This window comes from Fangia hongkongensis FSC776 = DSM 21703, assembly GCF_000379445.1.
Classification (GTDB): domain Bacteria; phylum Pseudomonadota; class Gammaproteobacteria; order Francisellales; family Francisellaceae; genus Fangia; species Fangia hongkongensis.
This window is the reverse complement of the sequence record NZ_KB902248.1, coordinates 24,692-50,634: the sequence shown is the minus strand read 5'-3', so window position 1 is coordinate 50,634 and position 25,943 is coordinate 24,692. Positions and strand designations below refer to the sequence as shown.

The window sequence follows — 25,943 nt, the reverse complement described above, 5'->3', positions numbered from 1 at the left end:
GGAATGGGAATGAATCTTAAGCATGTGATGAGGTTATTGACACCTGTTTAGACATACCTGACACAGATTAAATGAGTCACTCTGGTAGATGGGTTGGGTATTTGTGTCCTGCATGTCACTGTTTGATTTATTTTTATCCAGAAGAAGCTGGCTCAACTCAATTAGGGCATATCTTTGAGTTTTGAAATAAAGTTCAGTGAACAATAAACACACAAAAACAATGTGAAAAGCTACTTTTTCAGGGGCGACTACTTATTCTCTATTGCCTCTCCAGCATTAGCACTCTTTGGATTGAGAATAAAGAATAGAATATTGTTTTTGATAGGATACATTATTACTTTTGTGATTTCGCTACTTTATGTCTTGATTGCCTTTAATGATGCTGGGCATGTTAACCTTAACCTTGTTCAACTTGGAACTACCATTGTTTGTCTGTGGTTTCTAGCAACGGTATTAGGTCTTAAAAAAAGCGCACTAAGGAATAGAAAGTGAATAACAGCATGCGTATTACCAATATAAGGTAAATTATGTATATTGTATTTCTCATTCCGTGCTTTATATTCATACTTAATGCTTACTAAGTCCTAGTTGTTTCAAAATAGTGTTTAAACCCAAAGGTTTGTTGATAAAATATCATTGAACGCTCTATATTTAATGTGTTAATTGCAATATGATCGATTTTAGTAAAAAGAGAGGTCACAGTCGGTGTCTTAAGTTAAGAAATAGTGTTATCTTAGATTAACATAAAAAGATATTTCTCTGGTAAGTCTCTTGCTATTAGGCTCCTATTATTACATCACAGGCAATGATATTTTGGATAAGCAGCATTTTATTGAGCATTGTCATTGCTTAATCAAAACAGATCCACTGTGCAGACTTATACAAATTCGCTCAAAGCATTTTAGTCATAAAGAGTATGCTTATATTGTGCAATCTATCATGGCATTTGCGCCTTTATATCACACTCAAGTGCTTGTAAATTCAGATATGATTACAAATAGCTTATATGGCGCAGATGGCATTCACTTTAGTAGTGAGGGACTTAAAAAAGCAGATAAATGGCAGGGGAACGGTAGGTTAAAGGCGGCCTCTTGTCATGGTATCAATGAGCTTTTATTGGCTGAGAAAAAGAAAATGGATTTTGTTACTTTAAGCCCCATTTTACCGACTCCATCTCACCCTGAGGCGAAAGAGTTGGGTTGGGACAAGACAGAAAAGCTATTAGCCCAAACCTCCTTAGCAGTTTATTTATTAGGTGGAATGAAAAAAGAAGATCTTCCAAAAGCGCTAAAAATGGGGGCTAAAGGCATCTCTGGTATTTCTGGGTTTTGGAAGATGTCCTGATTGTCAGTGGAGCTTTGATGGTTATAAAGCCACATTTTCCCTTGCATTTTTTGTAAAAAAGGTTGATAACTGTAGAACATGGATGATCGAATTTATGGCAAGAAATGACAAGTAATTGCAATGAAGTAAATGAACTAGCTGACGCAGTTAGCAGGGGAAAATCAGAGAAAAACCACCTTTATAGTACGCAAGTAAAGTTAGATATCGAAACTTTAGGAGACATTCTAGGTCAGGTAATTAAAGAGCAAGAGGGTGTCAGGAGCTTTGAGCTTGTTGAGAAAATTCGCCACATTTCGATTCAATCTCGTATTCAAGGATCAAAAGAGTTTCTCGATGAGCTTTTTTTAATTATTCGCCATTTAAATGCACAAGATAGTGTATTAGTTTCAAGGGCATTTGGGCACTTTTTAAATCTGGTGAATATTGCAGAGAGTATTCATGGCATTGATATTGAAACACCGACTGAAAGTGTTTTATCAGTGATTGAAAATGCGCTCAAAGCGGGGGTGAACAAAACAAAAATACACAAAGTGATCGAAGCGCTTTCAATTGAGCTTGTGCTAACGGCTCACCCGACAGAAGTAAAGCGCAGAACACTTATTCGAAAGCACAATCAAATCACCTCTCTTATTAAAAGGCGTGGGCGCACTGATAGTGAATATGAGAAAATTAATATTGATAGAAAGCTTCATGCTGTAATCACTAATTTATGGCTGACCGATGAGATTCGTCGTAAAAGACCCACCCCGATAGAAGAAGCCAAGTGGGGCTGTGCGGTCATTGAAGAGAGTCTATGGCATAGTGTTCCTTTGTATTTTCGTCGTTTTAATCATGCGCTATCAAGTGCAGGTTTGCCGGAGCTTGGCATTGAAAAAACACCGATAAAGCTTGGCAGTTGGATGGGTGGAGATAGAGATGGGAACCCTTTTGTTACTGCAAAAACAACCGAAGAAGTGGTTATGCTTTTTCGCTGGCGAGCATTTGCACTTATATTGACAGATATCAATGATTTGATTCAAGATCTATCCATCAATGTGTGTAGCCATGAAATTAAAGAGGCAACAAATGGCGCTCATGAGCCTTATCGCGTGCTTTTAAGGGAACTTAGAGATAAACTTGAATTTACCGTTAATTGGTATAAATCACGCATTATTAAGCGCCGTTTCAGGCTCGATAGTGCCTGTGTGTTTGCAGTAGATGAAATTTTGGATCCTTTATATCTTGTATACAATAGCTTAAAGCAAAATAATGCCAGCTCCATTGCCAGTGATAGTGTTGAGGATATCATTCATAAAGTGCATACCTTTGGGATTCATCTTGTCAAACTTGATATTAGGCAAGAGTCCACTGAGCACACTAATGTCATGGCACAAATTTATACACACTTAGGCCTTGGTGATTATCATGCATTAACTGAAGATGAAAAAATAAACTGGCTGACACAAGAGCTGCAAAGTAAGCGCCCGCTTTTTGCAGATGACTGCATATTTGATGAAATGGGACAAGAGGTTGTTAATACATTTAAAACGATTGCCATGTTACCAGAGGATCAATTTGGCAGTTATGTCATTTCTATGGCGTCAGACCCTTCAGATATTCTATCAGTTGTGCTATTACAAAAAACATTAGGCATTAAAAAGCCTTTGCCTGTTGTGCCTTTATTTGAAACCTTAGATGATCTTAAAGGCAGTGCGAAAACGATGGATAGACTCTTTGCGATTGACTGGTATCGAGCGCATTGCCAAGCCAAACAAGAGGTAATGATTGGCTACTCTGATTCGGCGAAAGATGCAGGGAAGCTTGCTGCCAGTTGGCAGTTGTATCAAGCACAAAAAGAGATTACGGATATTGCCAACCGTTATGATATTAAACTTTGCTTTTTCCATGGGCGAGGTGGGTCAGTAGGGCGAGGTGGTGGACCGATTCAATCGGCGCTTTTATCTCAACCACCTAACACAGTCAATGGACGGATTAAGATTACTGAGCAAGGAGAGGTTATTCATAAAAAATTTGGCTCTATGAAAACAACACAGCAAAACTTGATGTTGTATACAAGCTCAGTGTTGCACGCAAGTTTAACGCCACCTGTTACGCCAAAAGAAAGCTGGGTGAAATTGATGGAGTCATTATCTGTTGCCTCAACAAAGGATTATCGCTCTGTGGTCAGAAATGATAAGGTGTTTTTGGAGTATTTCGCAACGGCAACGCCATCAAATGAACTTGGTAGATTATGCATTGGCTCAAGACCTGCAAAACGCAAAAAACAAGTTTCTTTAAGCGCGCTTCGTGCGATTCCATGGATTTTTGCTTGGACGCAAACACGCCTTATGTTACCAAGCTGGCTTGGGATGGAAAGTGCATTTGAAAGTGTGTTGGAAAAAGAGAAAAAAACACTGAAAGAGATGGTGGATCAGTGGCCATTTTTTGATAATTTAATTGATTTATTGAATATGACGCTACTGAAATCAGATATCAATATTTCCCATTACTATGATGAGAATTTATCAAAGTCATTGAGTGAATATGGGAATTTTTTAAGGGACAAGCTTCAATCCATGTTGGCGGTTAATGATGTATTACAGTCGTTTATTGAAAAGGGCGAGAATGATGAAAGCGCATCAGCACTTCAATATCGAAGTCCTTATGTTGACCCATTAAATCTAATTCAAGCACATGTGATGCAAAAAATGCATGCACTTAATGAGAAAGATTTAGAGTATAAAAACTATGAAGATGCGCTGATGTTAACCATTGCAGGCATTGCCGCAGGCATGAAAAATACAGGCTAAGCGCTTAGATAGTTAAGAATGCTTTTAGCCGCTGACCTGCCTTCAAAGATTGCGGTAACGACTAAATCAGCGCCGCGCCTGATATCACCGCCTGCGAATATCTTATCATCACTTGTTTGAAAGGGGTGTTTATTGGCGCCTTTAGCAATAATTCTCCCGCTTTGATCTGTTTTTACCTGATAATCATTAAGCCATGAAAGTGCATTAGGCTTAAAGCCAAAGGCAATGACAACACGCTCTGCTGGAATAATGATTTCAGAGTCTTCAATGACTTTAAGCTCCATTTTGCCGGTGTTTTCTTGCTGAACCAGTTCGGTTTTAGCAAATTTCACCCCTTCAACTTTATCTTTGCCGATAATTTCAATTGGTTGATGATGCCAGAGGAATTTTACGCCTTCTTCTTTTGCTTTGTACACTTCTCTATAGGAGCCGGGCATCGCCTTTTCATGGCGCCTATAGGCACAGTAGACACTTGATGCTTCTTGGCGTATTGCGGTACGAGAGCAGTCCATAGCTGTATCACCACCACCTAGAATAACCACTCGTTCAAAGTAGAAATTGTGATGTGCTTTTTTATCAACCAAACCCATTTGGTAGTAGTTATTGTTGGTGAGATAATCGAGTGCCTGATAGACGCCTGCAAGGTTTTCCCCGGGGATACTTGCTTTGACTTTGTTATAGGTGCCAACTGCAATAAACACAGCATCATGATTTTGGTATAAATCATCAAAGGCAATATCTCGTCCGATATCGGTATTCAGTTTGAAAATAACGCCCATACCTTCTAGAATTTTCCGGCGTTTTTCAACCACTTCTTTTTCCAGTTTAAACGAAGGAATGCCAAAGCTTAAAAGCCCACCAATTTGCGGATAGCGATCATAGACAATAGGGGTGATTCCATTTTGGATCAGAATATCTGCACATGCAAGACCAGCGGGGCCTGCACCAATAATAGCAACAGTTTTTCCTGTCGGTTTAATTGATGGTTTTTGTGGCTCCCAACCCATTTCAAAGGCGGTGTCGGTAATGTACTTTTCTATGGCGCCAATATTAACTGCGCCAAAATCATCATCCAGTGTGCAACTGCCCTCACATAAGCGATCTTGTGGGCAAACACGACCACAGATTTCAGGCAGGGAGTTGGTTTGATGAGAAAGCTCTGCTGCCTCTAAGATACGCCCTTGTTGAACGAGCTTGAGCCATTGAGGTATATAGTTTTGCACAGGGCATTGAAACTGACAGTAGGGGTTGCCACAATCAAGACAGCGACTTGCCTGCAATTTAGCCTTATTTTCAGAGTAATTGCCTTGTATTTCATTAAAGTCTTCAATTCTCTCTGGCGCCCAGCGTTCTTTTGGTGCTTCACGACGAACTTCTAAAAACTCAAAATTTTTGCGTGTCATGTCAGCTCCTTAATTGACAGTTTTTTCAGTTTGACGAACAAGAATATCACTGACTTCAATTGTATCAGCTGAAACGAGCCAAAAGTGTCGTAAATAGTCATTGAAATTATCTAAAATGCTTTTTGCTGTTTTACTTTCAGTGTGCTCAAAGTAGCTTTGCATGAGCTTATACAACATGTCTTGATAATCCTGCATCCGTTCAGATTGAATGCGATAGAGCTTGATAAACTCATTGTTATAACGATCAACAAACTGATGTTCTTGATCAAGTACAAAGGCGATACCACCTGTCATCCCAGCGCCAAAGTTAATCCCAGTTTCTCCAAGAATAACCACAATACCACCTGTCATATATTCACAGCAGTGATCTCCAGCACCTTCAGATATGGCAATAGCGCCTGAGTTTCTAACAGCAAATCGCTCACCTGCTTGCCCGTAGGCAAAAAGTCTTCCCCCTGTTGCACCATACAAACAGGTATTGCCAATAATGGGGCTCATATGCGGATCAAAAAGGGCATTTTTCGGTGGTTTGATAATAATAGTGCCGCCAGAGGCTGACTTGCCAACATAATCATTTGACTCACCTGTAAGATTCAAGGTGAGTCCTTTTACGTTAAATGCGCCAAAGCTTTGTCCTGCCGTGCCATTGAAATTAAGCGAAATAGGCTTTTTCAGTCCTTGATTACCATAGGCTTTGGCAATATAACCAGAGAGCATCGCCCCAATAGAGCGATCGGTATTTTCAATCTTATAACTTTGGGTAAATGCTTTATCATGATCAATGGCATTTTGACACTCTTTTAAGATTGTATGTGCCAATTTGGCCTGATCAAAGGGCATGTTTTTCTGTCCTTGAAAAGTATGCTTCTCGCTAGGCATTTGGGTGTGTGTTAAAATTGCGGATAAATCAAGTCCATAGCGTTGTGTTTCTTTGTCCAATGCCTGAAGTAAATCTACTCGACCAACAAGCTCTTTTAAATGGCGAACGCCAAGCAAAGCAAGATGCTCTCTGACATCCATAGCAACTAATGTGAAAAAGTTCTTAAGCTTTTCAACAGTGCCTTTAAAGTAACGCTCGCGCAGCACATCATCTTGCGTAGCAACACCTGTTGCGCAATTATTTAAATGACATATGCGAAGATATTTACAGCCAAGTGCAATCATAGGTGCTGTCCCAAATGCAAAGCTTTCAGCGCCTAAGATAGCACCTTTGATAATATCAAGCCCGGTTTTAAGACCGCCATCAACCTGTAAGGTGATTTTATTTCTAAGGTCATTTTTTAAAAGTGTCTGGTGCGTCTCTGTCAGCCCCATTTCCCAAGGCGTTCCTGCATAAATAATTGAACTTAGAGGAGAGGCGCCAGTACCACCATCGTGCCCTGAAATGGTGATCATATCAGCATAGGCTTTGACTACCCCTGCAGCAATAGTGCCCACGCCTGCCTCAGAGACCAGCTTAACGGAGATAAAGGCATCAGGGTTGATTTGCTTTAAATCAAAAATCAATTGAGCCAGATCTTCAATAGAGTAGATATCATGATGCGGTGGTGGGGAAATGAGCGTTACTCCCGGAACCGAAAAGCGAAGCTTGGCAATAAGGTTATTAACTTTCCCTCCCGGTAATTGTCCGCCTTCTCCAGGCTTTGCGCCTTGTGCAATTTTAATTTGAATTACCTCAGCATTGACAAGATATTCAGGTGTGACCCCAAATCTTCCAGAGGCAACTTGTTTGATTTTTGAACGCTTAATGGAGCCATGGCGCTCTTTTGCTTCACCGCCTTCTCCTGAGTTGGACTTTCCACCAAGGCTATTCATTGCCTCAGCCATTGCTTCATGCGCTTCAGGAGAGATTGCGCCAAGTGACATGCCTGCTGAATCAAATTGCTTGAATATTTCCTCAAGTGGCATCACTTCATTAATATCAATTGCTTGAGAGGGCTTGAATGTGAAAAAATCACGCAACATTTGTGTGCCTCTTTGATCAACCGCGTTTTTATATTCAAGATATTTCTCATAGTCACCTGTTGAAGCTGCCGCTTGCAGCTTCAGTGTCACCTCAGGATTATAGGCGTGATACTCACCATTTGCGCTAAAGCGGTATCTTCCTTTTTGTTTGAGTTCATTTTCTCGACTAAAGGCATCTTCCATCAAAGTACGTTGTTGCTGAGCAAGCTCTATAAAACTAAGTCCCGATAGGCGGCTGACTGTTCCATGAAAACATTTATCGACCACATTATTATCAAGGCCAATAATTTCAAACAACTGCGCGCCTCTATAGCTTGTCATGGTTGAAATGCCCATTTTAGACATGATTTTTTTGAGCCCTTTATTAATTCCATAGCGATAGTTGCGTCTGGCCAGTGTTTTATCTTTGGTTGTCAGTGAATTGCTATCAACAAGCGTATTTACCACTTGATAAGAAAGATAGGGTAAAATAGCGGTTGCACCATATGCTAACAGGCAAGCAAATTGGTGTGGGTCGCGTGTGGTTGCTGTTTTGATAATTAAGTTCACATCACAGCGCATTTGTAATCTATTTAAAAGATGATGTACATATCCTGTGGCTAAAAGAGCATGGATGGGGTAGTGATTTTCCTGTATGTTTTCATCATCTAAGACAATAATATGTTTTTGCCTCTCAATACTTTTTAAGACTTTTTGCCCTATATCTTCAAGCGCTTGCTCAAAGCTGGTTTCACTTGGATAGTTCAGTGAGATAATCTCAGTTGCATGCTCAAGTTGTTGCAGTAGACGATAATAGGCAGAGTTTGATAATACAGGGCTTTCAAGAACAATACGCTTGGCAAGCTCTGAGGTAGGCTTGGTGAAATTCCCAAGTCGCCCGACAAACGTTTTAAGCGACATTACAACTGTCTCTCTTAATGAGTCAATTGGCGGATTTGTGACTTGAGCAAATTGCTGCCTAAAAAACTCATAAAGTGACCGGTTCTTCTTGCCTAATATTGCAATAGGGGCATCATCACCCATTGAGCCAATTGCTTCATTTGCAGATTCAGCGAGTGCCTGAATAACGGTTTCTTTTTCTTCATAATAGAGATCAAATAGCTTTGTATAGGTGTTAAGTTTCTCAGGTGTGTAAGAGGAGAACGCTGTATAGTCTGTTTGACGATTAAGTGGCACAACGCCAGTACTAAGCCACTGTTTATAAGGGAATTGATTTTTCAGGTTTTTCTCAATATCTTCTGAGCTTAAAAAAGCACCTGATTCAGTGTCAATGGCAATCATTTGCCCTGGCCCAACACGACCTTTTTTGATCACTTCAATACTTTCATCATAGACACCAGCTTCTGAGGCAATGGTAATATCACCATGAATATTCTCATGCCATCTGGCAGGGCGAAGCCCATTTCTATCAAGAACACAAACGGCAAATCGCCCATCGGTCGTTACAATCCCAGCAGGACCATCCCATGCGCCCATATGCATGCCATAAAACTCATAAAAAGCACGTAAATCAGGGTCCATATCATCACGGTTTTGCCAAGCTGGAGGAACCATGATGCGCAAGGTATGCATAAGTGGCATGCCATTAAGATAAAGCGCCTCGGCAACATTGTCCAAACTTGCTGAGTCAGATACTTTATTGGTTGTAATTGGCAGTAATATATCTTTATAAGATTTAAGCTTATTCAGTAATCGGCTGCCATTGGCATTGACCCAATTTCTATTCCCTTTAATTGTGTTAATCTCACCATTATGTGCAAGATAGCGAAAAGGTTGAGCAAGCTGCCACTGAGGTAATGTGTTTGTTGAGAAACGTTGATGGAAAATACATAAATCTGTTTTTAGATCTTTATTATTTAAAACCGGATAAAAGTAGGGTAAGTTTTCCGGTGTGACAAGTCCCTTGTAGATGATGGTTTTTGCAGATAGGCTTGGGATATAAAAATAAGCATCATCAGAAAACATACTTTCAAGTGCGCGCCTTAACACATACAATCGCTCTTCAAAGACATTTGAGCACATATCATTATGACAGTTAATGTATATTTGCTGAATATCAGGGCAAATTTCAAGTGCTTGTTGACCAAGATAGCTTTGATCAGTTTGCACTTTATGTATTCCAGCAATTTCAAGTGAATATTTTTCAGCCAAGCGATAAATCTCATCTATTTGAGTACTTGTATGTTGGGATTCTGGATTTAAAAAGAGTAGCCCTGTTGCAAAGCGCTCATTACAGATGATATCTTGATGCTTTGCTTTATCTCGATAGAAATCATGATCAATTTTAAATAAAATTCCACATCCATCACCAGATACCCCATCAGCTGCCACTGCACCTCGGTGTTTCATCTTCCCAAGTGCAGATAAAGCAGTGGATAAGAGTTGATGTGTTTTATGTCCATATTTATTAACAATGAGTCCAAAACCACAATTATCTTTTTCAAATTCTTGCTTGTATAGCCCATATTGCTCGTTTAGTTGTGGCATTGATGACTCCATATTACTCCTTAATGCTTTTTGCTTTATCCCGCTTATTTCCCATATCTGTATGCTATGGGTAAGCAAGAGGGCAACAAAAACGCTTGTTGATATTTGGGTATGTGAAGCTCTTAAGATCCTTTAAAAGCTTACATTCCAGCTGTAAACTACTTGTATGGAAAATTTAATATAGCATTTATAATTTTTTTTTGAAATATAAAATGCAGATCGAGTGATTATCTATTGACCGGAAATATGACATTCATTAATAAGTATTGAACCAACTTGAATCCCTGAGTTTTTGCTAACATTATCTATTGAGATGCCTTGAATGTTGCCAAGCATTGTTTTGAGGTCGCTGACAACGCTAAAGTTATCAATAGGGTACTGTATTTGACCATTTTTAACATAAAACCCCATGGCGCCCTGAGAGTAATCGCCTGTTGTTAGATTTGCGCCTTGCCCCATTGTTTCATGAATAATAATACCATGATCCATTTTGGTAATCAGTTCATGCTCGCTACAAGCGTGCTTAGCATCGATTTCAACATTACTTAAGCCGCCAGCATTGCCAGTACTTTGCATACCAAGTTGTCTTGCTGAGTAACTATTAAGAATATAACGATTCACAACACCATCTGTAATAATCGGGTTTAGGCCTTTATTAACCCCTTCATCATCATAAGGTTGGCTACCCATTGCGCCTTTAATTAAAGGGTTCTCGGTGATGTTTATTCCATGAGGAAGCACACGCTGGTCAAGTACATCAGATAAAAATGTATTTTTATGATATTGCCTTGAGCCTTTAAGTGCCGTTAGTAGCTTGCTGATAAATGATTTAGCAATTTGTGGTGAAAAAATAATGGGCAAGTTTTGCGTTTTGATGCTTTGTGGGTTTCTGCGTGCCAATGTTCGATTGATTGCTTCTTCGGCAATATGCTTAGTATCAGGGAGCCCTTCAATACTACGACTGGCATAATAAGCATCGTCTCGTTGCATGCCGTGCTTGTCATCGGCGATAAACTCAGCGCTGATGCTATATCTTGTCTCTGGGTAAACATCTAAAAAGCCGTGACTGTTTGCAAATCCATGTAAGATTTCAAATCCACTAATACTAACACCATCAGAGTGAGAGATATCTTGATTGTCCAAGGCATAAGATTCACAGTTTTTTGCCAATTCCAAGGCTTTCTCAATCGTAAAATCTTCCCATGGTTGATACAGTGAGCTTAAGCTTTTTGGTGTGCAAAGCTCCTTTGCATCAATAATACCAGAGAAAGGGTCTTTTTCGGTATGCATCGCAATGGTTTTTGCACTTTGAATAATGGCTTTAATACTATTGATGCTTAAATCAGAGGTTTGTGCATAGCCTGTTTTCCCTTGATAATACACATGAACTGAAAGGTGTTGTGTGATATTAAATTCAAGCGTTTCAGGCACTAAATTTCGAACACCAATAACATGTCCTTGATCAATTGAAGCATGAATTTCAAATGCATCTACCTCTGCCGATTTGGCCAGTTCAGATGCTTTTTGTAAGATAGAAATAAGCTCATTTTGGCGCGTTAAAATAGCCATCTTGTTTTCATTATGTTGTTATTTTTGGCATAGATTATAACACTAAAGCTAGCTTGTGTATTATTTTGTCAAATGTTTAGTGTCTAAAATGTCTGATGCCAGTAAACACCATGGCAATTCCGTGCTCATTAGCAGCATCAATCACTTCCTGATCACGCATAGAACCCCCGGGTTGAATAATAGCGCTAACCCCAGATTTTGCCGCGGCATCAATACCATCTCGAAATGGGAAAAAGGCATCTGAGGCCATCGCTGATCCGGTGATATCTAATTGCGCTTCAGCTGCTTTTTCAAGTGCAATTTTAGAGCTGAAAACACGGCTCATTTGGCCGGCGCCAATACCTACCGTATAATTATCTTTGGCATAAACAATGGCATTTGACTTCACAAATTTAACCACCTTCCAAGCAAACAAGAGATCTTGCATCTGTGCGCTTGTTGGTGTTTTTTGCGTGACAACTTTAAGCACACTTTCATCTATTTGCTGTATGTCTTTATCTTGTACCAATAGACCCCCTGTAATCTTTTTCAGCTCAAGAGGACTTCTTTGTACAGCTAGATCATTGCCTTCATTATAGGTTAACACACGGACATTTACTTTTTTGCTTAAGATTGCTTTGGCTTCGGTTGACAGCTCAGGAGCAATAATCACTTCAACAAACTGATTGTGAATCACTTCAGCAGCAGTTGTTGCATCCAAAGGGTGATTAAATGCAATGATGCCACCAAATGCTGAGGTAGGGTCACACTTAAATGCATTTTTATAAGCTTCAAAAAGTGTGCTTGATGTGGCAACGCCACATGGGTTTGCATGTTTAACAATAACACACGCAGGGGTGTTGAAGGAAAGGACGCACTCAAGCGCAGCATCGGTATCGGCAATATTATTATAAGAGAGTGCTTTGCCTTGAAGCTGCGTTGCCTTGGCAACAGAGGGTCCTGTGAAATCTTTTTCGATATAAAGTGCAGCCCCTTGATGAGGATTTTCACCATAGCGCATTTGCTGTGTTTTTGTGAATTGAAAGTTAATGGTATTTGGGAAATCACTTTCTATTTCCTTGGTTTCTTTTGAGAGCTTGCCAAGGTGATTTGCAATCATCCCATCATACTCGGCAGTATGCTCAAAGGTTTCAACAGCAAGTGAAAAGCGTGTTTGATCGGACAGTGAGCCTTTTGTTTGCTCAAGTTCTTGAATGATATCTTGATAGCGATGGGGGTTACATATAACGGCAACATCTTGATGATTTTTTGCTGCTGAACGTAACATTGTAGGTCCGCCAATATCGATATTTTCAATCGTTTCACTGAAGCTGACATTGTTTTTTTCAATGGTTTTTTTAAATGGATAGAGATTAACAATAACCATGTCAATGGGCTGAATGTTATGATCTAGCATCACCTGATCATCAATACCGCGGCGAGCCAAGAGCCCCCCGTGAATTTTTGGGTGAAGGGTTTTTACTCTGCCATCCATCATCTCTGGAAATTTTGTATAGTCAGAAACTTCTGTTACTGGAATGTTGTTTTGCTCAAGTAACTTTGCCGTTCCGCCAGTTGAAAGGATCTCAATATTCAATTGATTCAGCGTCTTGGCAATATCAAGAATATTTGTTTTATCAGAGACACTTAAAAGGGCACGCTTAATGGGTTTCATGGTATTAAAGCTCCTGTGGATATTGGGCTGTATTAAAAACGGCCATAGTGTAACATGCTTTGAGTTAATCAGTGAATAGCTTTTTGTGGTTTGGAAATACAAAATGAGTGGCTTTTAGTAACTGAGAGGAAAAGCTTATTACTATAAAAAGGTGATCATCGATGATTTTACTATTAGACTGTGTAGCTGATGATAAAAACATGAGAATGGAATGATAAATGAGTGAAAAATTGTCGAGTCTTGGACTTTTGAATTTATATCAAGTGGAGATCATTGAGCGATTTTCTTGGTCAGCCTTGGCTGGAATATTGGTCGCATACTTGATGGCGTATTTTCAAGTTGATAATAAATACGCTTACCTACTTTACGCAGGAACAAGTGGTGTGACATACGCTATTATGGTTTTAGGGGGGTATTTGGCTGATAGCTTTGGTGCTAAACGCATGGTATATATAGGGCTTTTTGTAAAAGGGGTTGGCTTTTTACTTTTAGCTCTATCTCATGATCTAACTATGGCAATTGCTGCGCTGTCAATTATAGCTGTCGGCATTGGGCTTTTTAAGGCGGCGCCTTCTGCTTTATTGGCTCAGATTACACAACCTGGTCATGAGTCAAGAAACTTTACCGCACTTTATATGTCAATTAACATAGGGTCATTGATTGCTAAATTAACTTTAATGTTGGTGGCATTTTCACTGATAAGTCATGTGACACTTTTTTGGGTCAGTACAGCTTCTAGCTTTTTGGTGTTGGCGACTTTCTATCTTATGCGTCACACATTAAAAGATGTATCAACAGCTGGAGGGGCAAAGGGTTTTGACAAGTCTAAATTTATCAAAGTCCTCGTGCTTATTCCTGTGCTTTGCTTTATTGTTTTTATGATTTTATCATTTAAAAGCTTATTGACGATCATTACATTATCTATCGGTTGTCTAGCGATTATCTATCTTTGTATTTTAGCAATTAAAACACCTAGTGTTTGGGCTGTAGTGGCATTAATGTTTATTTTGGCGCCGTTTAATATTGTTTATGTGCAGCTATACACTAGTTTCTTAAGTGAGGCAAAAGCAAATGTTGGTGAAATATTAGGGCAACTTATGCTTGTGCTTAACCCGCTTACAATTATTATTGTTGGCTCGATATTTTTAGGCATTTATAAAAGATTTGCGATACATGACTTTTATAAAATGGCAATGGGTACACTGCTAATAGCCATCTCTTGCGCTATTATATCAAACTGGAATGGTGGCACGGGTCTGGTGCTTACGTATATTGTGAATGCAATTGGAGAGCTCCTTGTCAGTGCTGTAGGCTTGGGCGTTGTTGCAAGGTATATGCCAAAATCTAAAGTTGGCATTGGGACAGGGATATTCTTTTTAATGCTGGCGGTTTGGAATGTTGTAGGTGGTCATATCGCCTCGATGACAGTTGACTATAGCACACAGGTCGTTGCATCAATGATTAGTACGGTTGCAGTTGTTGTTGCGATCATTATTGTTATTGGAACTTATATTTGGAATCGCCTTGCATTTAGATAATGTTATCCACAACACTGATTGAGTTATCGGGATTGATTTTAAGATAATTTCCAGAGTGAAACCAATCACCAAGTACATAGCGAGTATAAGTGCTCTTATGGTGAACGCCTTGTTGATGTGTGTGGCCGTGGATGAGGATAGGATAGTCACTTATATACTGTGAAATGCCTTTTTCGGTAACATCAATAATTTTGTAGCGCGCATTTTTCTGTTGGCTTTGATGACGGATTTTGTTTGCCAGCTTTCGCCTCAGAGACAGTGGAAGCATAAGATAAGCTCTTTGGATCAGATTATTTCGAACAAACTTTCTAAAATATTGATAGCTCTTGTCATCTGTGCAGAGTAAATCGCCATGCATTAGAAGAAAAGACCTCTCATCCCTCACTAGTACATAAGGATCATCAATAAGTGTCACTTGGCTTAATTTAGCAAATTCTTTCCCAAGTAAAAAATCACGATTGCCATGCATTAGATAAATCAGAAGACCTTTTGTGCTTGCAGCTTTTAAGATATTGATAATATTAAGGTGGAAATCTGATAAATCATCATCGCCCACCCAATAATCAAAAAAATCTCCCAAGATATATAACTCATTGTCTTTATTAGCAATAGTGTCAATAAAGCGTGTGAATATTTGTACGATATTTTGGCGTTTTGCACTTAGGTGTAAATCTGAAATTATATAAACTGTTTTCATTAGATTTTTTGAGAACTCCCGTTGCATTAGGGTGTTACTTTAACTGAATTTAGTATAACATCACTAACTTATAAGATCAGTTAAAAATCACGCGCTTTGATGCAAAGGTATGAGTGCGGATATATTCAAGGGTTCTACATGCAACATAATCTATCACATGCAAAAGTGTTGGTTGTCGGGGATATCATGCTCGATCGTTATTATAATGGCTCAACTGAGCGTATTTCCCCCGAAGCGCCAGTGCCGGTTGTGCATGTGAAATCCATTCAAAATCGAGCAGGAGGCGCAGGAAATGTGGCGCTTAATGTTGCCTCTTTGAGTGCAAAGGCGTCTATTTGCTCGATGGTCGGTGATGATGCAGAAGCACATGATTTAGCACGCATTCTATCTGATGAGAATATAGATCAGCATTTTATCAAAACAGATAAACCAACAATTACCAAGGTGCGCGTACTGTCACAAAAGCAGCAGTTGATACGTGTTGATTTTGAAGAGAATTTTTTAAGTGAAGATAAAGCTAAGATACTCGATTTTATTGATACATCTAGCGGCTATAATACGATGGTTTTGTCAGATTATGGTAAGGGGACTTTAAGTGACCCGCAAAGTATTATTAAGCTTGCCAAAAAGAAAGACATTAAAATATTTGTTGACCCAAAAGGCAATGATTTTTCGCGCTATAAAGGTGCTAGTGTTATTACGCCAAATCGAAAAGAGTTTGAGCTTGTTGTTGGTAAGTGTCATACAGAAAAAGATATTATTGACAAGGGAGCTGAATTGGCAAAGGCACTTGAACTTGATGGAATTTTGGTAACAAGAAGCGCTGAGGGGATGAGTTTCATCCGCCATGATGGCACTTATGAGCATATTCCAACGATAGCCAAAGAAGTTTATGATGTTACCGGTGCAGGTGATACTGTTATTGCGGTGATGGCTATGGCCATTTCAGTCGGTTATGATTATTTATCTGCTATGCGTCTTGCTAATGCTGCGGCCAGTGTTGTTGTTGGTAAAGTAGGAACGGCAACAGTCAATATAAATGAGCTTCATGATGCGCTTGATGAGCAAAGTGCTTTTGCCCATGGCGTCCTCTCGCAAAAAGAGTTATTAACAGCGATGAAAGAAGTTCACCTTCAGGGTGAAAAAGTGGTTATGACAAATGGTTGCTTTGATATTTTACATGCTGGCCATGTTGAGTATTTACAAAAAGCCAGATCTCTTGGAGATCGGCTCATTGTCGCTGTCAATACAGATGAGTCTGTAACAAGGCTTAAGGGAAGTACAAGACCTGTTGTTCCACTTGAGGCAAGGATGGAAGTCTTAAGTGCGCTTCAATGTGTTGACTGGGTTGTTGCCTTTTCTGAAGATACCCCGCAAAGGCTTATTTCAGAAGTTTTGCCAGATATACTGGTGAAAGGGGCTGATTATGAAGTGAATGAAATTGCGGGGGCAAAAGAGGTGATCGAAAATGGCGGAGAAGTCAAAACAATAGATTTAAAGCCGAATTATTCAACGAGTTATATTATTAACAAAATTAAATCTGAAGCGTAATTTAAGATGTCTAAGCATATTCATATTCTTGGAATTTGTGGTACGTTTATGGGCTCTCTTGCAATCCTTGCCAGAGAAAAAGGCTTTAAAGTAACAGGTTCTGATGCGGCGATTTATCCGCCTATGAGTACTTATCTTCAGAAGCAGGGTATTAAGATATATCAGGGGTATGAGCCAGAGGTGCTAGAGCTCAAACCAGATCATATTATTATCGGCAATACCATGCGCCGTGGCATGGCGATTATTGAAAAAATACTGGATGATAATCTATCGTATAGCTCAGGACCAAAGTGGCTTTATGAGCATATTTTGAAAGATAAGTTTGTGATTGCTATTGCAGGGACACATGGTAAGACAACAACAACCTCTCTTGTATGCAAAATGCTTGATGATGCTGGATTTAACCCAAGTTTTTTGATCGGTGGAGTCATGCAGGATTTTGGCGTCTCCTCACGCTTAACTGACTCAAAGTATTTTGTGATAGAAGCTGACGAATATGATACGGCTTTTTTTGATAAGCGTTCAAAGTTCATGCATTATCATCCAGATGTATTGCTAATTAATAATCTGGAGTTTGATCACGCTGATATCTTTGAAAATATGGATGCGATTTTAAAACAGTTTCACCATTTAATCCGCACACTTCCTGCAAAAACAGCGATTATCTATCCTGAAGAAGTTGGTGCAATTAAAAGACTCTTAGAGATGGGTGTATGGTCGAAACTGTTACCAAGTGGGAAAGAAAAAGGTGTATATGTAGAGGCCAAGAAGCGCGATTATAGTGAATTTACAATAGAGAGAAAGGCAGATGCGCTTTCTATAAAATGGCCATTAATTGGCGCGCATAATGCACAAAATGCGCTTCATGCTTATATGATAGGAAAACTTCTTGAAATACCTGATGACAGTATACAACAATCCTTTTTTGAGTTTAAAGGCGTCAAGCGCCGATTGGAGTGCATTTTCCAAAATAAAACGCTTAGCATTTATGATGATTTTGCACATCATCCAACAGCAGTAAAAGAAACACTTTTGGCGGTGAGAGCCAAATCACAGCGTCAAGGACAAAGCTCTGATAGAGTGATTGCTATTTTAGAGCCACGTTCGAATACGATGAAAATGGGTGTGCACAAAAAAGAGCTTATTGATGTGCTTCAGTATGCAGATGAAGCTTGGCTTTATATGAATGAAAATGCTTTATGGAAGGTTGATGAAAGCAGTCAATCTATTGGTATATATCAACATGTTTGCGATATTATAGAGGCCTTTGAAAAGGAAATGGTAAAAGCACAATCTAACCACACACATTTTGTTATTATGAGTAATGGTGGGTTTGAAGGGCTACATCAAAAGCTCTGTGATAGAGCGAGTGAGAAAGTTTAATATTTCTTGGTAAATAGGATGCTGGCAAGAATTACAACTGCAAAAATGCCAATTCCAATACCGGTAAGATAGGCGCTTGGGTAGCCACCATATGCTGTTGTGATGTCGCTACTGATTTGTCTGACAAAAAGGATGATTAACATAAGTGGTACCACAACAGATACCAAAAGTGCAAAAAGCAGTTTCAGTGCTTTATGATTACTCGATAAAAAGACAGTTTGATTGAAGCGGAAAATATTATAAACCCAGCCGATAAGAAGCGCCTCCAAGATCATGACAAAAAGCATAAAATAGCCGTTGATGTAATGATCAACGACATCTAGTAGGTAAAGTCCATTGCCCATGGTGTAAATAATATTGAAAATTAAAAGCAGTAAGCAAATAACCAGAAGAAGTGAGGCGCGCTTTAGCTTTGCTTTGCTGTCCATAAAGGCTGCTAAAACAGATTCAATCAGGGAAATAATCGAAGTAAACGCCAAAAAGAAAACAGATAGATAGAAGATAAAGGAGAAAATGCCTTGTCCGGTTGGCAAAAGAGCCAGTGCTTGTGGAAGTACAACAAAAGCAAGCCCAATGCCACCGGAGATGACATCATGAATACTCTTGCCATCGATAAGCGCAACATGTCCAATGACTGAAAAGACAATCATCCCGCAAATAACAGAAGCAATCGTATCGCCAATAACGACAATAGTACAGGTTTTAGCAACGTTAACTTTCTTGTCTAAAAGGGCGCCATAAGCAAACATAACCCCTGTTGCCAATGAGATAGAAAAGATGACTTGGCTTGCTGCATCAAACCAAAGCTTATTGTCTAAAAGTGATGCCCAAACAGGCACAAAAAGTGCATGAAGCCCTGTTTCACTACCAGATAGAGAGAGGGAGTTAATAAGAAGAATGATAAGTAAAATAAAGGGTAATGGGGTGATCCATTTGGCAACAAAAGCAAGTCCACTTGTGCCTTTGTATATGCAAATATAGGTTAATAGTAAGATGATAATTACGCCAGCAATAATGGGGAGTCGTGGTGTTGAGAAGCTGCCAATATCGGTGGTGATGGCAAGAAACTGATTGAAAAAGTAGCTTTCAGATCCACCTTGCCAAGGCAGCGAAAACGCATTTGTGGCGTAGTTTACTGTCCATGCTGCGATAACGATATAGTAGGTTAAAATAGAAAAAGCAACCATCACGGATAACCAGCCGATAACTTTAAAGTAGCCGCGTTTACCGACGCTTGCCATGGCCTCTGGTGCGCCTTTTTTTGTGTGTTTTCCAAGGCCGACTTCAACAATAAGAAGCGGTAATCCAATACATAAAAGACAGATGATGTAAGCAATAAAAAAGGCAGCTCCACCATGTTCATAAGCAAGATAAGGAAAACGCCACAGATTGCCAAGACCTGCTGCTGACCCAATTGCCGCTAAAATAAAAATCCATGCAGAACCAAAGTTGCTACGCTTTTCTGACATATTCTACCCCTTTCCTCGTTGATACAAAGTAACGCCCGTAAGCGTTTATCATATGAAATCAGTATAGCAGGCGCTTGAATAAAATTGTAAATGGCGTATACATAAAGCTATAAAATTGTTTGAATTTTCCTTTTATAATAAGGCATGTAGATATTTACATTAGAAATATAAAGTTGTTTTGCAATTGAAGTAGAAAGCCTGTTGAGGCGTATTGCTTTAGTCCTTTTTCCTTAAGACAGAGAGAAATGCCTCCTGAGGAACTTCGACGTTACCTACTTGCTTCATACGTTTTTTCCCTGCTTTTTGTTTCTCTAGAAGTTTTCTTTTTCGCGACACATCCCCACCATAACATTTGGCAAGAACATTTTTACGCATGGCTTTAACCGTGCTTCTTGCGACAATAGTTCCCCCAATGGCTGCTTGGATGGCAACTTCAAACATTTGCCTTGGGATGAGCTCTTTTAGGCGCTCTACAAGCTCGCGCCCCTTATAGGTGGCTTGCTCTTTATGAACAATGCTAGCAAGCGCATCAACTTTTTCACCATTAATTAGAATATCAAGAAGTACCATTTGGGCTGCTTCATAGCGTTGAAGCTCATAGTCCAGTGATGCATAGCCACGACTGACTGATTTAAGGCGATCAAAGAAATCTGAGACAACTTCGATCATCGGGATATCATAAACAATAGAAACTTGTCTTCCCATATAATTCATATCAACCTGAACCCCGCGCTTTTCAACACAAAGTGTGATGATTGCGCCAACATATTCCTGAGGGACAAGAATGTTAGCACGGACAATGGGTTCATGAACCTCTAAAATAGTACTCTGCTCAGGCAGTTTGGAGGGGTTGTCGACATCCATTTCTTCGCCACTTTTCAAGGTGACCTTATAGATAACCGTCGGTGCAGAGGTAATTAAATCAAGGTTGTACTCACGCTCTAGACGCTCTTGGATAATCTCCATATGAAGCATGCCCAAAAAGCCACAGCGAAATCCAAAGCCTAAAGCCTGTGATACTTCAGGTTCAAAAAATAGTGATGCATCGTTTAGGCTTAGTTTCTCAAGTGCCTCACGGAATGATTCATAATCATCAGCGCTAATAGGGAACATGCCAGCATAAACTTGAGGTTGTACCTTTTTAAAGCCTGCTATTGCTGTGGTTGTTGGGTTTTTAGCCAGTGTGATTGTGTCGCCAACTGGCGCGCCATGGATGTCTTTAATGCCAGCAACAATAAAGCCAACTTCACCTGCTTTGAGGGTTGTTAGTTTTTTCATTTTAGGGGTGAATACGCCTAGCTGATCAATTTGATGGGTTTGACCAGAGGAGAATATTTTAATTTTATCACCCACATTCACCTCCCCATTTCGAATACGAACGAGCGAGACAACACCTAGATAAGGGTCAAACCATGAGTCAATAATAAGCGCTTGTAATGGCGCTTCAATATCACCAATGGGTGCCGGGACTTTGCTGATAATGGTCTCTAAAACATCAACAACACCAATGCCTGTTTTTGCACTACAAGTAGTTGCATCGGTTGCCTCAATGCCTATGATATCTTCAATTTCTTCAGAGACGCGCTCAGGTTCAGCAGAAGGCAAATCAATTTTATTTAAAATAGGAATGACTTCTAGATTCTGCTCAATAGCTGTGTAGCAGTTAGCAACGGTTTGTGCTTCTACACCTTGAGCAGCATCAACGACCAAAAGTGCGCCTTCACAGGCTGCAAGTGAGCGAGAAACTTCATAAGAAAAATCAACATGCCCTGGCGTGTCAATAAAATTCAACTGGTAGGTTTTTCCATCTTTAGCGGTGTAATTCAGCGTTACACTTTGTGCTTTAATGGTGATGCCTCGTTCTCTTTCAATATCCATGGAGTCTAAAACCTGCTCTTTCATTTCACGGTCAGAGAGGCCTTGGCATACTTGAATAAAACGATCAGATAGTGTTGATTTACCATGATCGATATGAGCAATGATTGAAAAATTACGAATGTGCTGCATATGCAATTAATACTATATTTTAAAGGATATTATTATAGTGTGCATTATGCCTAAGTTTTTGAGTAAAGTGAACAGAATAAAATCTCAATGCTGGGATAGGAAAAATATTGACATGTTGAACAAATAACGGCAAAATGTGCTGCGTTTTAGAAAATTGTTAATAATTTTAACTATAAATATTTATAATTGATAACGGAGAATAACATTGGCTAATAGTAGACAAGCTAAAAAGCGTGTAAAACAAGCAGAAAAAAGACGTCAACATAACGTTGCGCGTCGCTCAATGATGAGAACGTTTTTGAAAAAAACGGTCAAAGCAATTGAAGAGAAAGACGTTGTTGTAGCGAAAGAATCTTTTCAAAAGCTTCAGCCTGTTTTAGATCGTTATGCGACAAAAGGTTTGATTCATAAAAACAAGGCAGCGCGTCATAAAAGTCGCTTGAGTGCACAAATCAAAGCGTTAGAAACGGCTGCTAGTGCATAAGCATTGTTAAGCAATTAACTGGAAACCTCTGCTCAGGCAGGGGTTTTTTTTTGTTTGCAATCTGATGTTAGTCATAATGCCTGATATAAGGTTTTATGGAAGTTTGTATTGTTCATTGTGTTCTGAGTGCGTTAAAATGAGCGAAAGATTTTTTGAGACTCTAAGGAATTGGCAGTGTATACATTAGGAAAGTTGGCTAGCCTTTTAGGTGGCGTTGCCCATGGTGACCAAGAACTAAAGGTTAAAAAGCTTGCGACATTATCTCGTGCTTCAAGCGGTGATTTGAGCTTTTTATCAAACCCAAAATATCTATCAGAATTAAAAACAACCAAGGCCACAGCTGTGCTATTAAGCAAAGAGGCGCTAGAGTATTGTCCAGTTGATGCTATTGTGCTTGATAATCCGTATCTAGCATTTGCAAAAGTGGCAGAGTTATTTGATACTTCACCTAAACCCTCCAAAACGATTCATCCTTCTGCTGTTGTTGATTCAACTGCGTTTATAGGTGAGGGGGTTTCTGTCGGTCCAAATGCAATGATTGGCAAAGATGTAAAGCTTATGAATAATGTTGTGATCGGCGCCAATAGTGTTGTTGAAGCCCATTCAGTCATAGGCGAGAATAGCGAAATTAAATCAAATGTCAGTGTTTATCATAATGTTAAAGTCGGTAAAAACTGCATTATACATGCTAACACAGTGATTGGCTCTGATGGTTTTGGCAATGCAAAAGATGAGCATGGTAAATGGATTAAAATTCCACAATTAGGTGGTGTTGTGATCGGGGATAACGTTGAGATTGGTGCAAGTACCACGATTGATCGCGGTGCGATTGATGATACAGTAATTGCCGATGGGGTGAGGATTGATAATCAAATTCAAATTGCACATAATGTTACTATCGGGGAGAATACTGCAATTGCTGGTTCAACAGGGATTGCGGGCTCAGTTGATATTGGTAAAAACTGCCTTATTGGTGGGCAGGTCGGGATTAGCGGACATTTATCTATTTGTGATAATGTGGCGCTTGGTGCCTCCTCTAATGTCAGTAAAAGCATTGAGGTGCCAGGGTTCTATACAGCTGGATTTAATGCACGGCCTCATATGGAATGGAAGCGTGTGCATGCAAGGTTGTTCCGCTTGGATAAGCTTGAAAAGCGAGTCAAGCATTTAGAGCAAGATATGAAAGAGAGAGTTAATGAAGATTAAGGCGAGAAAATGCAATTAAATATTCAGCAAATTAAGGAAATTTTACCGCATCGTTACCCATTTTTATTGGTGGATAAAGTTCTTGAGGTTGACTGTGATGAAGGCAGAATTACTGCGCAGAAAAATGTGACAGCCAATGAGGAATTTTTTAATGGTCACTTTCCTAAACAGCCAATTATGCCAGGTGTGCTTATTGTTGAGGCAATGGCGCAGGCGACGGGCATTTTGGGTGTTAAAATGATGCACTCGGTGAATGAGCAGCTGGATGAGAAGAAGCTGTTTGTTTTGGCGGGAATTGATAAAGTGCGGATTAAAAAGCCAGTTGTTCCTGGTGATATTTTGATTTTTGAAGCAAAGATGAATAAAATTAAACGTGGAATGTGTAAAAGTAGCGTTGAGACTTTTGTAGATGGTGAAGTGGTTGCCTCTGCTGAATTTCTTGCAGCTTATAGGGAAATGTAAACGTGATCGACTCAAGAGCTGTCATACATGAATCTGCGCAAATAGCTGACAATGTTACTATTGGCCCTTTTGCTATTATTGGCGAAAACGCTCAAATTGGTGAAGGATGTAATATTTCAGGACATGCAGTAATTGGTAAAAATGCGATTTTAGGTAAAAATAATCGTATTTTTCAGTTTGCTTCTGTAGGAGAGGAGCCTATTGATCGCACTTTTCATAATGAATTTTCCCAGTTGATTTTAGGTGATAATAATATCATACGTGAATGTGCAACCATTCATGGCGGAACTGCGAAAGAAGATGGCATTACGAGAGTAGGCAGCAATAATTTGATTATGAACTATGTTCATATTGGGCATGATTGTCATATTGGGAATAATGTGACTTTGGTCAATAGTGCTGGGCTTGCAGGTCATGTGCATGTTGATGATTATGCAACAATTGGTGTCAGTTGTGGTGTTCATCAGTTTTGTCGAGTCGGGGCGTATGCATTTATTTCACACATGGCGCTCATTACCCAAGATGTCCCGCCTTATTTAATGGTCGCATCCTCACCAACAACTTCACCATGTGGGATTAACGTCGAAGGTTTAAAGCGATCAGGTTTTTCAACAGAGACAATCCGTGGGCTTCGAGATGCCTATAAGGTGATTTATCGCCAAGGTCTTCGTTTGGTTGAAGCTATTGAAAAATTAAAGACCATGCAGAAGCAAACTCCAGAGGTTGATTTATTCATCGAGCTTTTGGAATCATCAAAAAGAGGAATTCTTCGCTAGTGCGCATTGCAATTGTTGCAGGGGAGCTATCGGGTGATCAATTAGGTGAGGGTGTGGTGCGCCTGTTAAAAGCACGTTATCCGCATGCAATTATTGAAGGTATTGCAGGACCAAAAATGATTGCCGCTGGATGTAAAAGCCTGTATCCCATTGAAACACTCTCAGTCATGGGGATTATTGAAGTTCTAAAGCACTTGCCAGCCATTTTAAAAGTGCGAAATGGCCTTCTTAGGCATTTTAGAGAGAATCCTCCTGATGTTTATATTGGTATTGATGCGCCGGATTTCAATTTACCAATTGAGAAGAAATTAAAAAAGCAGGGTGTGAAAACTGCGCATTATGTTAGCCCATCTGTATGGGCATGGCGTGAAGGGCGAATGAAAAAGATAAAAAAGGCAACGGATGTGGTGTTTGCTATTTTGCCTTTTGAAGAGGCTTTCTATCAAAAACACAACCATAAAGCCGTGTTTGTAGGTCATCCGCTTGCGAATAAAATTCAGATGAAAACCTCAAGCTCTGATGCGCGAAATAAGTTGGGATTAACGCTATCAAAAAAGACTTTAATCGCAGTATTGCCCGGTAGTAGAAAGCAAGAAGTTGAGCGAATTTTGCCAGTGTTTATAGAGGCGCTTTTATTGCTGAAAGATAAAGGGTATCAATTTGAGTTGGTGATACCGGTTGCTAAGCCATCATTAAAGCCGCTGATATCAAAGGCGCTTTTGGATGTGAAATTAAGCGTCCATCTGGTCGAACAAAATGCACATTTAGCGCTGCAAGCTTCTGATATAGCGCTAGTTGCTTCTGGGACTGCAACGCTAGAGGCGATGCTTTATAAAAAACCAACGGTGGTTGGTTATGAGGTTTCAAAATTAACAGCATATGTTGCTAAAAGGCTCCTTAAAACAAAGTATGCCTCTTTGCCCAATATTTTGGCGCAAGAAGCACTTATTCCTGAGCTGATTCAAGATAACTTTACCAAGGAGAATATTGCAAAGGCAATGATGCAATACCTAGGCAATGAGGCAGCATTTGATGAAGTTGTAGAGCGTTTTAATCAGTTTCATACTGAGCTAAGTCAAGACAGTGATCAAAAAGTTGTTGATGAGATTGGAAAATTAATTGCTCATCGAGTGAGATTTTTGTAGTAAAGTCTCTTTTT

18 protein-coding genes are annotated in these 25,943 nt (G+C 39.6%); 10 read left to right on the top strand and 8 right to left on the bottom strand.

The window, feature by feature from the left end:
- Positions 1-577: 577 nt before the first annotated feature.
- Positions 578-700, bottom strand: a complete 123-nt coding sequence (locus tag A37Q_RS16590; protein WP_154648633.1) for a VOC family protein — start codon at positions 698-700, stop codon at positions 578-580.
- Positions 701-771: 71 nt separating this feature from the next.
- On the opposite strand from A37Q_RS16590, the gene A37Q_RS14705 reads away from it, so the two are divergent.
- Together A37Q_RS14705 and ppc are read left to right on the top strand one after the other, a co-directional pair.
- Positions 772-1,344, top strand: coding sequence for a thiamine phosphate synthase (locus A37Q_RS14705; protein WP_018299315.1), 573 nt, complete (start codon positions 772-774; stop codon positions 1,342-1,344).
- 104 nt (positions 1,345-1,448) lie between these two features.
- A complete protein-coding gene (gene ppc, locus A37Q_RS0105670) occupies positions 1,449-4,133 on the top strand; it encodes a phosphoenolpyruvate carboxylase (RefSeq protein WP_018299314.1) in 2,685 nt (894 codons plus the stop codon).
- On the opposite strand, the gene A37Q_RS0105665 is transcribed toward ppc, so the two are convergent.
- The 4 genes from A37Q_RS0105665 to purH all read right to left on the bottom strand — a co-directional run bounded on the left by A37Q_RS0105665 (position 4,130) and on the right by purH (position 13,211).
- The gene (locus A37Q_RS0105665; RefSeq protein WP_018299313.1) at positions 4,130-5,536 is read right to left on the bottom strand and encodes a glutamate synthase subunit beta; all 1,407 of its coding nucleotides are present in this window, start codon (positions 5,534-5,536) and stop codon (positions 4,130-4,132) included. The genes ppc and A37Q_RS0105665 overlap by 4 nt on opposite strands.
- 9 nt (positions 5,537-5,545) lie before the next feature.
- Positions 5,546-9,988 carry a glutamate synthase large subunit gene (gene gltB, locus A37Q_RS14700; protein WP_035404814.1) on the bottom strand — a complete coding sequence of 1,481 codons (4,443 nt, stop codon included), beginning with the start codon at positions 9,986-9,988 and terminating at the stop codon, positions 5,546-5,548.
- A gap of 231 nt (positions 9,989-10,219) precedes the next feature.
- A complete protein-coding gene (locus tag A37Q_RS14695) occupies positions 10,220-11,557 on the bottom strand; it encodes a TldD/PmbA family protein (RefSeq protein WP_018299311.1) in 1,338 nt (445 codons plus the stop codon).
- 76 nt (positions 11,558-11,633) lie between these two features.
- A complete protein-coding gene (purH, locus tag A37Q_RS0105650; protein ID WP_018299310.1) occupies positions 11,634-13,211 on the bottom strand; it encodes a bifunctional phosphoribosylaminoimidazolecarboxamide formyltransferase/IMP cyclohydrolase in 1,578 nt (525 codons plus the stop codon).
- Positions 13,212-13,429: 218 nt separating this feature from the next.
- Between purH and A37Q_RS0105645 the strand changes: the two genes are divergently transcribed.
- Positions 13,430-14,749, top strand: coding sequence for a POT-type proton-dependent oligopeptide transporter (locus A37Q_RS0105645; RefSeq protein ID WP_018299309.1), 1,320 nt, complete (start codon positions 13,430-13,432; stop codon positions 14,747-14,749).
- Here A37Q_RS0105645 and A37Q_RS0105640 read toward each other — a convergent pair.
- Entirely contained in the window at positions 14,742-15,446 is a 705-nt protein-coding gene (locus A37Q_RS0105640; protein ID WP_018299308.1) for a UDP-2,3-diacylglucosamine diphosphatase, read from the bottom strand. The genes A37Q_RS0105645 and A37Q_RS0105640 overlap by 8 nt on opposite strands.
- Positions 15,447-15,584: 138 nt before the next feature.
- Between A37Q_RS0105640 and hldE the strand changes: the two genes are divergently transcribed.
- Both hldE and mpl read left to right on the top strand, forming a co-directional pair.
- Positions 15,585-16,997 carry a bifunctional D-glycero-beta-D-manno-heptose-7-phosphate kinase/D-glycero-beta-D-manno-heptose 1-phosphate adenylyltransferase HldE gene (hldE, locus tag A37Q_RS0105635; RefSeq protein ID WP_018299307.1) on the top strand — a complete coding sequence of 471 codons (1,413 nt, stop codon included), beginning with the start codon at positions 15,585-15,587 and terminating at the stop codon, positions 16,995-16,997.
- Positions 16,998-17,003: 6 nt separating this feature from the next.
- Positions 17,004-18,380, top strand: coding sequence for a UDP-N-acetylmuramate:L-alanyl-gamma-D-glutamyl-meso-diaminopimelate ligase (mpl, locus tag A37Q_RS0105630; RefSeq protein WP_018299306.1), 1,377 nt, complete (start codon positions 17,004-17,006; stop codon positions 18,378-18,380).
- Here the strand turns inward: mpl and A37Q_RS0105625 are convergent.
- Positions 18,377-19,849 (bottom strand): sodium-dependent transporter, encoded by a 1,473-nt coding sequence (locus tag A37Q_RS0105625; protein WP_018299305.1) that lies wholly within the window; start codon positions 19,847-19,849, stop codon positions 18,377-18,379. The genes mpl and A37Q_RS0105625 overlap by 4 nt on opposite strands.
- A gap of 216 nt (positions 19,850-20,065) precedes the next feature.
- Positions 20,066-21,856 carry a translation elongation factor 4 gene (gene lepA, locus A37Q_RS0105620; RefSeq protein ID WP_018299304.1) on the bottom strand — a complete coding sequence of 597 codons (1,791 nt, stop codon included), beginning with the start codon at positions 21,854-21,856 and terminating at the stop codon, positions 20,066-20,068.
- 205 nt (positions 21,857-22,061) lie between these two features.
- Here lepA and rpsT point away from each other — a divergent pair, with 205 nt between their 5' ends.
- From rpsT to lpxB, 5 genes are all read left to right on the top strand, one after another.
- Positions 22,062-22,340 carry a 30S ribosomal protein S20 gene (gene rpsT, locus A37Q_RS0105615; RefSeq protein ID WP_018299303.1) on the top strand — a complete coding sequence of 93 codons (279 nt, stop codon included), beginning with the start codon at positions 22,062-22,064 and terminating at the stop codon, positions 22,338-22,340.
- A gap of 174 nt (positions 22,341-22,514) precedes the next feature.
- Positions 22,515-23,546: a UDP-3-O-(3-hydroxymyristoyl)glucosamine N-acyltransferase gene (lpxD, locus tag A37Q_RS0105610; protein ID WP_018299302.1), complete on the top strand. Its 1,032-nt coding sequence runs from the start codon at positions 22,515-22,517 to the stop codon at positions 23,544-23,546.
- Positions 23,547-23,555: 9 nt separating this feature from the next.
- A complete protein-coding gene (fabZ, locus tag A37Q_RS0105605) occupies positions 23,556-24,008 on the top strand; it encodes a 3-hydroxyacyl-ACP dehydratase FabZ (RefSeq protein WP_018299301.1) in 453 nt (150 codons plus the stop codon).
- A gap of 2 nt (positions 24,009-24,010) precedes the next feature.
- Positions 24,011-24,784 (top strand): acyl-ACP--UDP-N-acetylglucosamine O-acyltransferase, encoded by a 774-nt coding sequence (gene lpxA / locus A37Q_RS0105600; RefSeq protein ID WP_018299300.1) that lies wholly within the window; start codon positions 24,011-24,013, stop codon positions 24,782-24,784.
- Positions 24,784-25,929: a lipid-A-disaccharide synthase gene (gene lpxB, locus A37Q_RS0105595; RefSeq protein WP_018299299.1), complete on the top strand. Its 1,146-nt coding sequence runs from the start codon at positions 24,784-24,786 to the stop codon at positions 25,927-25,929. Before lpxA ends, lpxB begins: the two co-directional genes overlap by 1 nt.
- The last annotated feature ends 14 nt before the right edge of the window (positions 25,930-25,943 follow it).